11 protein-coding genes are annotated in these 13,291 nt (G+C 63.9%); 4 read left to right on the top strand and 7 right to left on the bottom strand.

All coding sequences use genetic code 11. From position 1 onward, the window contains the following. From BN9444_RS14970 to lysS, 4 genes are all read right to left on the bottom strand, one after another. Positions 1 to 508, bottom strand: a 508-nt coding sequence (locus BN9444_RS14970) for a Clp protease N-terminal domain-containing protein (protein WP_276526025.1), incomplete at its 3' end; no start/stop codon positions are given. Positions 509 to 880: 372 nt separating this feature from the next. Beyond that, entirely contained in the window at positions 881 to 2,287 is a 1,407-nt protein-coding gene (locus BN9444_RS01980; protein WP_068801342.1) for an MDR family MFS transporter, read from the bottom strand. A 371-nt stretch (positions 2,288 to 2,658) separates the two neighbouring features. Next, a complete protein-coding gene (locus BN9444_RS01985) occupies positions 2,659 to 3,750 on the bottom strand; it encodes a hypothetical protein (RefSeq protein WP_068801343.1) in 1,092 nt (363 codons plus the stop codon). A gap of 109 nt (positions 3,751 to 3,859) precedes the next feature. Further along, the gene (lysS, locus tag BN9444_RS01990; protein WP_068801344.1) at positions 3,860 to 5,455 is read right to left on the bottom strand and encodes a lysine--tRNA ligase; all 1,596 of its coding nucleotides are present in this window, start codon (positions 5,453 to 5,455) and stop codon (positions 3,860 to 3,862) included. 382 nt (positions 5,456 to 5,837) lie between these two features. Here lysS and BN9444_RS01995 point away from each other — a divergent pair, with 382 nt between their 5' ends. Then, positions 5,838 to 7,934, top strand: coding sequence for a PhoX family protein (locus BN9444_RS01995; RefSeq protein ID WP_066490009.1), 2,097 nt, complete (start codon positions 5,838 to 5,840; stop codon positions 7,932 to 7,934). A 137-nt stretch (positions 7,935 to 8,071) separates the two neighbouring features. Here BN9444_RS01995 and BN9444_RS02000 read toward each other — a convergent pair whose 3' ends face one another. Beyond that, positions 8,072 to 8,962, bottom strand: coding sequence for a DMT family transporter (locus BN9444_RS02000; protein WP_068801345.1), 891 nt, complete (start codon positions 8,960 to 8,962; stop codon positions 8,072 to 8,074). A gap of 3 nt (positions 8,963 to 8,965) precedes the next feature. After that, the gene (locus BN9444_RS02005; RefSeq protein WP_068801346.1) at positions 8,966 to 9,391 is read right to left on the bottom strand and encodes an OsmC family protein; all 426 of its coding nucleotides are present in this window, start codon (positions 9,389 to 9,391) and stop codon (positions 8,966 to 8,968) included. A 32-nt stretch (positions 9,392 to 9,423) separates the two neighbouring features. On the opposite strand from BN9444_RS02005, the gene BN9444_RS02010 reads away from it, so the two are divergent. The 3 genes from BN9444_RS02010 to BN9444_RS02020 are packed head-to-tail and all read left to right on the top strand — an operon-like array spanning position 9,424 to position 12,625. Beyond that, the gene (locus tag BN9444_RS02010) at positions 9,424 to 10,752 is read left to right on the top strand and encodes a C1 family peptidase (protein ID WP_068801347.1); all 1,329 of its coding nucleotides are present in this window, start codon (positions 9,424 to 9,426) and stop codon (positions 10,750 to 10,752) included. 12 nt (positions 10,753 to 10,764) lie between these two features. Beyond that, the gene (locus tag BN9444_RS02015) at positions 10,765 to 12,078 is read left to right on the top strand and encodes a C1 family peptidase (protein ID WP_068801348.1); all 1,314 of its coding nucleotides are present in this window, start codon (positions 10,765 to 10,767) and stop codon (positions 12,076 to 12,078) included. Positions 12,079 to 12,082: 4 nt separating this feature from the next. Then, positions 12,083 to 12,625, top strand: a complete 543-nt coding sequence (locus BN9444_RS02020; protein ID WP_068801349.1) for a GNAT family N-acetyltransferase — start codon at positions 12,083 to 12,085, stop codon at positions 12,623 to 12,625. A 249-nt stretch (positions 12,626 to 12,874) separates the two neighbouring features. Here BN9444_RS02020 and rplL read toward each other — a convergent pair whose 3' ends face one another. Beyond that, entirely contained in the window at positions 12,875 to 13,261 is a 387-nt protein-coding gene (gene rplL, locus BN9444_RS02025) for a 50S ribosomal protein L7/L12 (protein WP_066490407.1), read from the bottom strand. Between the last annotated feature and the right edge of the window lie 30 nt (positions 13,262 to 13,291).

Genomic DNA, 13,291 nt, shown 5'->3' on the forward strand with positions numbered 1-13,291 from the left:
GGCCGCCCGGGGCAGCGCCGGCGCCGACGGGGCCGGAACCCTGGCCCTCGCCGCCTTCCTGTTGGTTGCCCTCGTAACCCGAGAGCAGCTGGATAACCTGCTGGCGCACGCGCGGCAGATCGGCGCCGAGCTTAATAAGAACCTGTGCGGCCACGCCTTCACCCTCACGGATGAGGCCGAGAAGCAGGAACTCGGTGCCAATGTACTTGTGTCCCATCTGCAGGCCCTCGCGCAGGGACAGCTCGAGCACCTTCTTGGCGCGCGGGGTAAACGGAATGTGGCCCGTGGTCGGCTGCGTGCCGTGGCCGATAATCTCTTCCACCTCACGGCGGACATCCTCGAGCGAGATGCCCATGGACTCCAACGCCTTGGCGGCGACACCCTCACCCTCGTGGATCAGGCCGAGCAGGATGTGCTCCGTGCCGATGTAGTTGTGGTTGAGCATGCGTGCTTCCTCTTGCGCCAACACGATGACGCGTCGAGCACGGTCCGTAAACCTCTCAAACATGTCCATAACCTCTTTCGCTCTAATAGTTCTTTGCCCACTCTAACGCGCACCTCCTCCCCGACATTGCCCGCTGCCTCCACGTGTTCGCCCCGAACCCTCGTTCCCGCAGCTCACAGGGGTGTACGCCGGTAGCGAACAGGGCCTTTTCTGGCCCTGCTCGAAGCCTCAGTGTTGTCTTCTGAAGGCGGCCCCACACGGCTCTGCGTCGCCTGTACCAACCTGCCCCGCTTTCCGATGCCCCCTCTCATCGGCTCCCCTGCGATCGCCGCGTCGGCTCCCCTCAACGCACGTGTCCCCGCCGCGATGACCATCGTGGCGGGGACAGGCGTGTTTAGGCACGCTCAGCTGCAGCAGCCCGAGCGTGAAGGACTCCTAGTGGGCTTCCTCCGTGGTCGGGATGCGCTTGACCATCGGCGCGAGGACGCACGCGACGATGCCCACGGCGCCAGCAAAGAGGAAGGCCCAGTGTGCGCCGTGGGCAGTGGCGGCATCGGCAGCCTGGCCTGCGGCCATGCTGGACTCGGTGCCGCGGGTGAGGAACACGACGAGGAAGGCCGTGCCGGCCGCGCCGGCGAGCTGCTGCAGGGTGTTCATGATGGCGGAGCCGTGGCCGTAGAGGTCGCCCGGCAGGGAGGACAGCGCCGAGGTCATCAGCGGGGTCATCATAAGACCCATGCCGAAAGCAAGCAGGATGTGCATGGCAACGACGTGCCAGATGGCGTCATTCTCATCGAGGGTGGACATGAGCCACAGCGAGGCGGTGAGCATGATGACGCCGGGGATAAGCAGCGGGCGCGGACCATAAGAGTCGAAGAGGCGGCCAACGAACGGCGAAATGAGGGCCTGGAGGATGCCGCCGGGCATGACCACAAGCCCGGTCATCGCCGCGGTGGCGCCCAGCGAGGTCTGCAGGTAGATGGGCAGGACGGTGACAGTGCCGAGCATCATGCCGAAAGAGAGCAGCATGATGGCGATGGCGAACGTGTAGTTGCGCACGCGGAACGGACGCAGATCCATAAGCGCCTGGTTGTCCTTCGCGAGGGCGTTCTGGCGGCGCACGAAGATGATGAGCGAGATTAGGCCCACGACGGTGATGATGATTTCCGTGGCGCCCTCGCCCTTGAGGATCGCGTTGATGGAGGACAGGCCGTAGACGAGGCCACCGAAGGCGAGGACGGAAAGGACGACGGAGAGGACGTCGAGCGGGATGGTGCGCTGCTCGCCGACGTTGGGCAGCTTAATGAGGCCGAAGACGAGGAGGAGCACGACCAGCGGCACCATAGCCCAGAAGATGAAGTGCCACGTGAGCGAGTTAAGAATGAAGCCGCCCACCGTCGGACCGAGCGCGGGTGCCACGGAGATGACGATGGAGATAACGCCCATGACGGAGCCACGGCGCTGCGGCGGCACGAGGGTCATGGTCACCGTCATGAGCAGCGGCATCATGAGCGCCGTGCCGGAGGCCTGAACAATGCGGCCGAGCAGCAACAGCGGGAAGACCGGAGCCGTGGCGGCGACGACGGTGCCGACGAGGAACGCGACGACCGCGAAGAGGAAGATCTGGCGGGTGCGCAGTCGCTCCAGCAGGTAGCCGGTCGCGGGGATGACCACGGCCATGGTGAGCATGAAGCCCGTGGTGAGCCACTGTGCCGAGGTCGCCGGAATGCCGAAGTCCGCCATAATGGCAGGCAAGGCAACGGACAGCGAGGTCTCGTTGAGGATCATGATCATCGCGCCGAGGACGAGCACGGCCAGCGTCATGCCCGTGCCCTTCGGCATGGTCTGTGGTTCAGCCACGAAGTGTCACAACTTTCTTCTCACGCATTAAAAAGGGCGTATCCACGCACAAGGCGCAGATACGCATATTAAAAAGACAAGCGTCTACCTTAACCAGCGACAGCTACCGCTCGTAATTCGAGAATGTGAGTTTGTGAGCAAATCCACAGATAACCGCGGGAGTTAACAGGGTCCACGAGCTTCGCTGGGTAAGGTCACCAGCCACGAAAGCGATACCTGAGGTGAAAGCGCTTCATCGGAATTGGCGTGGCATATGACTCCAAGGGCGACATCTGGGTCGTCCAACGCCGTGGCGCCCCTGCGGCCTACAAAGACTTCAGGGACGCCATCGGCAGATAGCTGCGGCGCCGCGTCTACTTGATAAGGACGACGCGCTGCTGGCCGTTATCGGCCGAGCACGTAAAGTGGCGATTTTCCGGAGTGTCAGGCTGGCCGTCGAGAGCCGCAACCGAGCAGCCCCATCCGTTGCTCACCGGCGCGATAAGTGCCTGACCGCCCTTTTCGGCATCCTTGTACTCGTCGAGCGCCGCCATCGCCTCGTTACAGTTCGTGCCGTCCTGGGCGACGTAGACGAGGAAGTCCTGGTTGCCCATGGGGTTCGCCTGACCACAGACCGTGCCCACACGCGCAGTGCCGTCAGCCGCAGGCTTCGGTGGGAAAGTATCAGAGTGGTACTCGCCGCTGCCCGAGATGGTGAACTCGTGGCCGTCCTTCGTGCCCTTGAGGCCGCCATCAGCAAGGGCTTCGAAAGTCACGCCCTCGATGTCGACCGACTCGCCCGGCTGCAGCGCGCCGGCCGTGCGGTACTCGCCGCCCACGAATGCGGCTGGACTAAAACCGTAGTCGGACTCGTACTTCAAGCCATTGGATTCCCAGATGGGCATGCCCACCTGGGGGACGAGCGGCGGGTCATTGAAAGCCAGGCGGCAGGAGACGTGGTCATTGTCCGGGATGACCATGCACCCCGAAGAGCCGTCAGCGTTCGTCACGCCGTAGGAATCCATAGTCGAGTGGTCGAGCGGGGCGTTGAGGAATTCGTCCGCGGAGCGCTGGCCAGACTTGTCCTTGGACGTGGCGGAGGCGGCCTCTGCCGTCGAGCTGGGTGCCAGCGCGGACTCGCTGGACGCGGAAGCGGACTGGGACGGCTGGACGACGACGGTCGAGGTGACCGGCTCGCTGGTTCCGGACGAGCAGGCGCTCACAACGAGCGCCATGCCGATGACTGCACTAGGAAAGAGCAGGGATTTCATACGGTCATCTTTGCACACGCCCTCGACATAAACGGGAAAGCAGCGTTGTAGACCCGGCGGTGGGGGGTACTCCCCCACGACCGCCGCACCGAGCGAGTCGACGTCCGGGGCCACGACCTTGCCTCCCACGCGCGCGGCCAATTGATTGTGGAAGCGCACGAGCCCGGGCTCCTCGTCGAGGTGGAAGAAGGTCACAATTCTTGCGCCTTATTCTCTTGCGCCTTATTCGGACGTTGCGGCTATTTTCCTCAAGACACACGAAACCCGCCCCGGCACATGGCCGTAGACGGGTCGGCGTCGAAGACTAACGTGCCTCCGGCTTCACCAGCGGGAAGAGCACGGTCTCGCGGATGCCCAGGCCGGTGACGGCCATGAGCAGGCGGTCGATGCCCATGCCGGTGCCGGCCGTCGGCGGCATGCCCTGTTCCATGGCGGCGAGGAAGTCCTCGTCGAGACGCATGGCCTCATCATCGCCGTTGGCGGCCAGACGGGCCTGGTCCTCGAAGCGCTCGCGCTGGATGACCGGGTCAACGAGCTCGGAGTAGCCGGTGGCCAGCTCGAAGCCGCGGACGTAGAGGTCCCACTTCTCGGTCACGCGCGGCTGCGAGCGGTGCTGACGGGTGAGCGGCGAGGTCTCGACCGGGAAGTTCTTCACGAAGATCGGGCCTTCGAGCTGGTCCTCGCAGAGCACCTCCCAGATTTCCTCGACGAGCTTGCCGTGGCCCCAGCCACCGTCCTTCGGGACCTCGAGGCCAATGACGTCAGCGATCGCCTTGAGCTCCTCAACAGTGGAGTCGATGGTGACCTCCGGCTGGCCCGGGAACTTGCGCTGAAGTGCCTCGTTGAGCGAAGGATACATCTCGATTTCCTTCCACTCGCCGCCGAAGTCGTACACGGTGCCGTCGGCAAGCGTACGAGTGAGATCCTCCGGATCCTTGCCCTCAGCCTTATTGAGCTCACGGACGATGTACTGGATGGACTCGCGCGTGGTACGTGCGCAGTCGTTGTAGTCGCCCCACGCGGCGTAGGTCTCGAGCATGGCGAACTCCGGCGAGTGCGACTTGTCCACGCCCTCGTTGCGGAAGTTGCGGTTGATCTCAAAGACGCGGTCGATGCCGCCCACGACGGCGCGCTTGAGGAAGAGCTCCGGCGCGATGCGCAGGTAAAGGTCAATGTCGAGCGCGTTGGAGTGCGTGACGAACGGACGGGCAGCCGCACCGCCGTGCAACGTCTGCAGCATGGGCGTCTCGATTTCCACGAAGTCCTGGCTTTCCAGGTAGTCGCGCAGCGCGCGCAGGACTCGGACGCGGGTCATCGCGTTCTTGCGGGCCTCCGGGCGCACGATGAGGTCGTTGTAGCGCTGGCGCACGCGAGTCTCTTCGTTCATGTCCGCGAACGCAACCGGCAGCGGACGCAGGGACTTCGCAGCCATCGTCCACTCGGTGGCCATGACGGAGAGCTCACCGCGACGCGAGGCAATGACCTTGCCGGTCACGGAGATGAAGTCGCCCAAGTCGACGTCAGACTTCCACGCGGCCAGCGCCTCCTCGCCGACCTCGGCGAGGGAAAGCATGGCCTGCACCTGCGTGCCGTCGCCATCCTGCAGCGTCGCGAAGCAGAGCTTGCCGGTGTTGCGCATGAAGATCAGGCGGCCGGCAATGGAGACGACATCCTCGGTCTCGTCGCCCGCGGCCAAGTAGGTCACGCCTTCCTGGGCACCCTTTTCCTCGCCCTCGGCGACCACGACGTACTTGGCGCGCAGGTCAGCCAGGGAGGTAGAACGCGGCACGGTGACCGGGTAGGCCTCCACGCCAGAGTCGATCAGGCGCTCGCGCTTCTCGCGGCGGATGCGCAGCTGCTCCGGAACGTCATTTACTTCAGTATTCTTCTGCTCACTCACGCAGACAAGGATAACCCATCGCTGCCGCAGCGACCGTGTTGAGGACAGGCTTCTCACGGTCCGAGAACCACAACGTACCCCACGACGCTCAGCGTTACGACGACCCGGATCGAGACGCACGCCGCCCCTCCCCACCGCACGCCAGCACCTCGACCTGTCGCTCGAAGACGCCACGGACGAGCACATGGCCCTCGCGGATGAACTCTTCTGGCGCGAACACCAACAGAACTCACAACACTAAGACGCGGGGTTTACGGAAAATTCACGCATCTGACACCTCGTTTCCACGCGCTCGAAACTCACCCCTCCTTTAATAGATGCGTCCTACCCACGTCCCGCGCACCGACCCCACCGCGCGGGCAATAATTTTTGGAGCGCACCCATGGCCCTGCTTGGCAAGAATCTCTTTAGCAACCGTTTTACGTCCTCCCGTTCCTCGCTCACCTGCACCTACAAATGCGGTAACGCCTGCTTCGGGGAATGTGAGAACCCCTCGAGCAACGCCTACTTTGGCGACCAGTTCACTACACCGTTCTCGCGCCGCTCCGCCCTGCGCGCCGGCGGTCTCACCGTCGTCACCGTGGGCGGCGGCGCGGCCCTGGCGGCCTGCAGCCCGGCAGAGGAGGGGGCATCGGCAGGCTCGGGCTCCACGACGACGGCGAAGGTGGAGCTCACCTCGGCCGAGGGCATGCGCTTCGAGGCCGTCCAACCGAACACCAAGGACGAGGTCGTCATCCCGGCCGGCTACGCGCAGTCCATCCTCATCGCCTGGGGCGACCCGGTCATCGAAGGCGCGCCGGAGTTCGACGTCAACAACCAGACGGCCGAGGCCGCAGAGAAGCAGTTCGGTTTCAACAATGACTTCGCGGGCCTTATCGAGCACCCGGATGACCCGAACCGCATGATCTACATGTGCTCGCACGAGTACACGACCGAGCCGATGATGTTCCCGAACTACGACGCAGACAACCCGACAGAGGAACAGGCCAAGATCGGCTGGGCAGGCCACGGCCACACCATCCTGGAGGTCTCCAAGGTCGAGGGCACCGGCGAGCTCAAGCGCGAGTTCGGCCCGCTCAACCGCCGCATCACGGGCACGACGGAATTTAAGCTGGTGGGTCCCGCCAAGGGCACCGACCTGGTAAAGACCACAGCAGACCCGGCTGGCGAGACCGTCAAGGGCACCTTCAACAACTGCTCCGGTGGTGTGACCCCGTGGAACACCATGCTCTCCGGCGAGGAGAACTTCGACCAGTACTTCGCCGCGGACGAGAATATGAAAGACGAGAAGGCGAAGAAGTCGCTCGAGCGCTTCGGCATCAAGGATCCGGAGACCGACCGCAAGTGGGAGCGCTTCGACGACCGCTTCGATGTCGCCAAGGAGCCCAACGAGCCCAACCGCTTCGGCTGGGTCGTAGAAATCAACCCGCTCGACCCGCAGTCCACCCCGATTAAGCACACTGCGCTGGGCCGCTTCAAGCACGAGGCCGGCAATATCCATATCACGAAAGACGGCACCGTCGTGTGCTACTCGGGCGATGACTCCCGCTTCGAGTACATCTACAAGTTCGTCTCCACCAAGAAATTCGAGGAAGGCAACATCGAACACAACCTCTCCATCCTCGACCACGGCACCCTCTACGTAGCCAAGCTCGAAGGCAACTCCCCGGCAGACGAGATTGACGGCTCCGGCGTCCTGCCCGAGGACGGCGCTTTCGACGGCGAGGGCACCTGGGTCAAGCTGCTCACCTCGGACACGGAGAACAACACGTTCGTCTCCCACGTCGACGGTTTTACCGCCGAAGAGGTTGCGGTCTTTACCCGCGAGGCTGCCGATGCCGTCGGTGCGACCAAGATGGACCGCCCCGAGGACATGGAGGTCCATCCGGACACGGAGAAGGTCTACGTCGCGCTCACCAATAACTCGTACCGCGGCGCGACGGGCGAGAACGCCAAGAAGAACAAGGAAGAGCCCATGGAGTGGGCACCGGTCAAAGAAAACAAGAACGGCCTCGTCATGGAGTTGACCGACGACCACGCCGGCGAATCCCTCAAGTGGAACCTCTTCCTCGTCTGCGGTGACCCGAAGGAGGCCAACACCTACTTCGGCGGCTTCGACAAGGAGAAGGTCTCCCCCATCTCCTGCCCAGATAACCTGGCCTTCGATAACCACGGCAACCTGTGGATCTCCACCGACGGCAACGCGCTCGACACCAACGACGGCCTCTACGCCGTGACCACCGAGGGCGACACCCGCGGCGAGCTCAAGTGCTTCCTCACCGTCCCCGCCGGCGCGGAGACCTGCGGCCCCATCGTCGACGACGACCGCGTCATGGTCAACGTCCAACACCCAGGCGAAGCTGACGATGCCACCTTCGAGTCCCCCACCTCCCACTGGCCCGACGGCGGCAACTCCACCCCGCGCCCGGCCGTCGTGGTCGTTTGGAAGGAAGACGGCAAGATCGGCACCGACGCCTAAATCGACGCCTCACACCGCTCACACACAACACAAACCGCGCACCCGAATCGTCGGGTGCGCGGTGTACTGAACTTAGTGGCCTGATGACCCCACGCCGGAGGGCACACAGTTCACACAACTCCAGCGCAGCGACCGGTTCAGACCAACCGAATAAGCACGACGCCCGCGAGCACGAGAGCGAGCCCCACACACTGCCGGACCGCCACGGTCTCGCCACGGGCGCGCTCGATAATGACAGACCCGACCATGGAGCCCAACAGCGTGGCGACGACCGTGAGCCCCGTGCCAATCTGCGGCACGAGCGAGGCCGTGGAGAAGACGAAGAGCGCGCCCAACACTCCGCCCAGCCACATCCACCACGGATTACGCTCCCCGTGCGGACGGTCAAAGTGTGGACGCCACCGCAGCACGGCATTGATGAACAGCAACGTCGCGGTGCCAATAGCAAAGGACGCGAACGCCGCGGACAGGGCCGAGCCTGCCAGCTGCCCCAGATGCCCATTGATGGCGGCCTGGCACGCGTTCAGGCAGCCGAAGACGAAGCCGGCTATCTGCCACGGCAGCAGGCCCCAGCCTGTCTCTTGGGCGCGCGGGCGCCCCACGGTGAGCATGACGCCGGCGAGCACGATGAGCGCGCCCAGCAGGCGTACCCACGTCAGCCGAGCGACCGGCGAGCTAAACAGCCCACAGTGGTCGATGATCAGGCCCATGAGGATCTGCCCTGCGATGGGCAGCACGACGGTCTGCACCGCACCCAGGCGTGGAAAGAGCAGGATATTGCCGGTAAGAAACACCACGCCCAGGAGGCCACCGGCCCAGATCCACGGCGGGGCACCCCACGCGGCCGAGAGCCCAAAGTTCCCGCGCTGGAGCACGAGTACCGCCGTAAGCAGCGTTGCCGTGCCCACCACAAACGAGATCATGGACGACGAGAACGGCGTGCCAGTCGACTCACGCAGGCGCGTATTAATGACAGTCTGGACCGGCACGACCAGCCCCGCCACGACGCCGAGTAGGATCCACAGCACGCGCTAAACCTTAAACGTCACGTTCGTGGGGCACTCCACCGTGCGCGAGACGGTGCAGTCCTTGTCGTGGCTTACCTGCACCAAGCGTCCCACCATGGCCTGCGCCTGGCGCCCCTCCGGCGTATCGGGGAAGGTGACGTCGAAGGCGAGACGGACATCGGAAAGCCGGGACGCCCCGGCCTCGTTCACGCGGTCGCCCTCCGCGGTAATACGGAATGTCGAAGGCTCACCCCGGCGCGAGGTCACCACGTCCACGTCTACAGCGGTGCAGCCCGCCACCGCGGCGAGCAAGAGCTCCACGGGACTGAGCAGTCCCTCGCCCGCACCGAACTCCAGCGAGGCGCCCGCGGGGTTGGTTGCGCGGTAGTGCGTCTGGGCGAGGCGTTCGACCTCGACGCCGTAGGTTTTTACAACATTGGGTTCACTCATGCTCATCGAGCCTAGTATGTTAGAACGGTTCTATGACCCACATAACATCAGACTTACTCGCCGAGTTGCGTCACCAGGCAGTAAACGACCCGCAGCTGCACGCGGCCCGCAATGCCGTCACCCAGGTGGGCGTCGGCCGTGCCGCCCTCGATTATGACAAGCTCATCGCCGTCCAGCAGGCCACGCAGATTAAGCTCGACACCCTGCCGGTGACCAACCAGAAGCGCTCCGGGCGCTGCTGGATGTTCGCGGCGCTCAACGTCTTCCGCCACCGCGCGGCCAAGGAATTAAACGTCGAGAACTTCGAGTTTTCTTTTATCTACCTGCAGTACTTTGACAAGCTCGAGCGCGTCAACCTGGTGCTCCACGAGCTCATCGAGCACAAGGACGCTGACCTCGACGATCGCGTCGTCGCCCACATCCTGGACGACGCGAATGCGGACGGAGGCTGGTGGAACTTCTTTACCAGCCTCGTCGCCAAGTACGGCGCCGTGCCCGCCGAGGTCATGCCGGAGACCCACGCCGCCGGCGATACCCGCGAGATGAACCGCACGCTCGCCACCATCGTGCGCCGCGCCGCCCTCCAGGTTCGCGCGGGCGCGGACGCCCAGCAGGCTGCCGATGCCGCCATCGCGGACGCCCAGCGCGTCCTCGCCGTCTACCTCGGCTTCCCGCCCACCGAGTTCGAGTGGTCGTACCGTGATAAGGACACTGAGTTCCACCGCTTGACCTCGACCCCGCGCGAGTTTGCCGCGAAGTTCCTGCCGGACCTCGACGACTACGTCATGCTCGGCGCTGACCCGCGTGAAGAAGCGCAGAACAACCAGCTCTACGTCTCCACCCCTAGCCGCAACGTCCTCGAGGACGAGGGCTACACGTACCTCAATATCGACGTCACGGAACTGCGCGCCGCCGCCCGCCGCAGCCTCGAGGCAGACGAGCCCGTCTGGTTCGCGTGCGACGTCAACCGCAACTTCTCGTTCAACGACGGCGTCTGGGATGAGGGCCTTCTCGCTATCGATCTGCTCTATGGCATCGACACCTCAACGACGAAGGCCGAACGCCTCGCCTCCGGCGACTCGACGCCCACGCACGGCATGGTGCTCACCGGCTTCGATGAGGACGCAGAGGGCCGCGGCCGCTGGCGCGTGGAGAACTCCTGGGGCACGAAGGTTCACGGACCGCACCGCTCCATCGATAACAAGGAGATCCCCGGCAAGGGCTACGGCACCGCCACGGATGCCTGGGTGGACAATAACGTCTTCAGCGCCATCGTGCGCAAGAAATACCTCACGGAGGCTCAGCTCAAGGGCCTTAAGACCCAGCCCATCGAACTGCCCATCGACGACCGGATGATCTAGGAGACCACCCTCATGAACAACGCACAACTAGATCCCCAGTCCATTGCCGCTCGCAACGCGGAACTGGCCCAGGACCCGACGCTCACGCTGCTGCGCAACGCTGCCGCTGGCACGTCGCTCGACCAGGTTCTCCTCGAGCACACGCTCGCCACCGAGCTCACTCCAGCCGTGGAGACCAAGGTGGACAAGTGGTCCGCCGCCAACCAGAAGCAATCCGGCCGCTGCTGGATCTTCGCTGGCCTGAACTCCTTGCGTGGCCCTGTCATGGATACCGCCAAGATCAAGGACTTCGAGTTCTCGCAGGCCTACATCCACTTCTTTGACAAGCTGGAGAAGGCCAACTATTTCCTCACGGCCATGGAGGAGCTCGCAGACCGCGACATCAATGACCGCACCATCAAGCAGCTTCTCGACTCCCCCATCGATGACGGTGGCCAGTGGCCCATGTTCATTGCCATCGTCGAGAAGTACGGCGTCGTGCCGCAGTACGCCATGCCGGAGACTGCCTCCTCCAACCAGACGCGCCTGATGAACCGCAACCTCGAGACCGTCCTCCACCGCGCCGCGATGCGTCTGCGTGCGGCCGCCGAGACAGAGCGCGCCGGCATCCATGAGCAGGCGCTGCGCGACTGCTACCGCATCCTCGTCACCAACCTCGGTGTCCCGCCGGAGAACTTCGAGTGGGCTTATCGCGACAAGGACAATGAGTTCCACCGCGAGGGCACGTTTACCCCGCAGGAGTTCGCCGCACGCATGCTGCCTGCGGATCTCTCCGAGTACGTCTGCGTGGTCAACGACCCGCGCAACGCCTACGGCGAGCTCTACACCGTGGACCACCTGGGCAACGTCGTGGGCAAGGACGTCACGTACCTGAACGCCCCGAGCGATGTCCTCCGCCAGGCCGCATTCGACTCGCTGCAGGACGGCGCCGCTGTGTGGTTCGGCTGCGATACTGACCAGCAATCCAACGGCGACGCCGGTATCTGGGCTGCGAAGCTCTACGACTATGAGTCGGCCTTCGGCATCAAGCTCGACATCGACAAGGCTGACCGCCTGCGCACGCACGAGTCTCTCATGACACACGCCATGGTGCTCACCGGCGTCGATGCCCCGAACGGCCAACCCACCCGCTGGCGCGTGGAGAACTCCTGGGGCACGGACAAGGCCGACAAGGGCTTCTGGACCATGCGCGACGACTGGTTCGACGAGTACATCTTTGAGATTGCCGTCCACCCGTCCCGCCTGCCGGAGGAGTACCAGAAGGCGCTCTCCAGCGAGCACGTGAATACATTGCCTGCTTGGGACCCCATGGGTGCGCTAGCATAATTTTGTGATTCGCCCCGCCCGTCCCGAGGACATTCCAGAAATCCACGAACTCATCTGTGAGCTCGCCGACTACGAGATGGAACCAGGCGCCGTGCGCGCCACGCCCACTGACCTGGAGCGCGCCCTCTTCGGCGCGAACCCGCAGGTCTTCTGTCATGTCGCGGAGACCCCTCGGGGCGTGCATCAGGACGGCGCACGCCGCGGCGAGCACGACAGTTTCTCCACTGGCACCTCGCTCGATGGCTTCGCATTGTGGTTCATTAGCTACTCCACGTGGGAAGGCGTCCACGGCATCCACCTCGAAGACATCTTCGTGCGCGAGAATCGCCGTGGCCGCGGCATCGGCGGCGACCTCCTCCGCGTACTCGCCCGCGTCGCCCACGAGCGGGACTACGCCCGCATCGAGTGGTCCGTGCTCAAGTGGAACAAGCCAGCCATCGGCTTCTACGAGCACATCGGCGCCGAAGTCCAAGATGACTGGGATACGTACCGTCTCACCGGCAACGAGCTCAAGGCCTTCGCGCGCTCCGCTGACGCCGCGTTCTAACGCAGGTCAACCCGGCAGCGACAACCGTTTCGATTACTAGCTTCGACTCAGTCTCTGCCGGCAATCCCTGCCCGAGTTTCCCCAAACGCTCACCATCGTGACATCACTGTCGCGCTCCCCCGCCGCGCGATAAGGCCCCATCTCCTCACGGGACATCCCCACGGGCGGCAAGAAAACGGGAACGACCCCCAACCGACAGAAGTCGGTGGGGGTCGTGGCATTTAAGCCACAAGTAAGTCCGAAAGGAAATTACTTGAGCTCGACGGAAGCGCCAGCCTCTTCGAGCTTAGCCTTAGCGGCCTCAGCGTCGTCCTTGGAAGCACCCTCGAGGATAGCCTTCGGAGCGGACTCAACGAGCTCCTTGGCTTCCTTCAGGCCCAGACCGGAGACGATCTCGCGGACGACCTTGATGACGCCGATCTTCTTTGCGCCAGCGTCGGTCAGAACGACGTCGAACTCGGTCTTCTCTTCCTCAGCAGCGCCGCCGGCAGCCGGGGCACCTGCAGCTGCAACTGCAACCGGAGCAGCAGCCTCAACGTCGAAGACCTCTTCGAATTCCTTGACGAACTCGGAGAGCTCGATGAGGGTCATTTCCTTGAAAGCTTCAATGAGCTCGTCCTTGGTGAGCTTAGCCATGATGGCCATCCTTTCTGTGCGGAACGCCGT

This window comes from Corynebacterium phoceense (assembly GCF_900092335.1).
Taxonomy (GTDB): domain Bacteria; phylum Actinomycetota; class Actinomycetes; order Mycobacteriales; family Mycobacteriaceae; genus Corynebacterium; species Corynebacterium phoceense.

Bases quoted from the DNA above. Each gene is read 5' to 3' on its own strand.
- rplL (WP_066490407.1), bottom strand. From the start codon at position 13,261: ATGGCTAAGCTCACCAAGGACGAGCTCATTGAAGCTTTCAAGGAAATG.
- BN9444_RS02010 (WP_068801347.1), top strand. From the start codon at position 9,424: ATGACCCACATAACATCAGACTTACTCGCCGAGTTGCGTCACCAGGCA.
- BN9444_RS01980 (WP_068801342.1), bottom strand. From the start codon at position 2,287: ATGCCGAAGGGCACGGGCATGACGCTGGCCGTGCTCGTCCTCGGCGCG.
- BN9444_RS02005 (WP_068801346.1), bottom strand. From the start codon at position 9,391: ATGAGTGAACCCAATGTTGTAAAAACCTACGGCGTCGAGGTCGAACGC.
- BN9444_RS01995 (WP_066490009.1), top strand. From the start codon at position 5,838: ATGGCCCTGCTTGGCAAGAATCTCTTTAGCAACCGTTTTACGTCCTCC.
- BN9444_RS02015 (WP_068801348.1), top strand. From the start codon at position 10,765: ATGAACAACGCACAACTAGATCCCCAGTCCATTGCCGCTCGCAACGCG.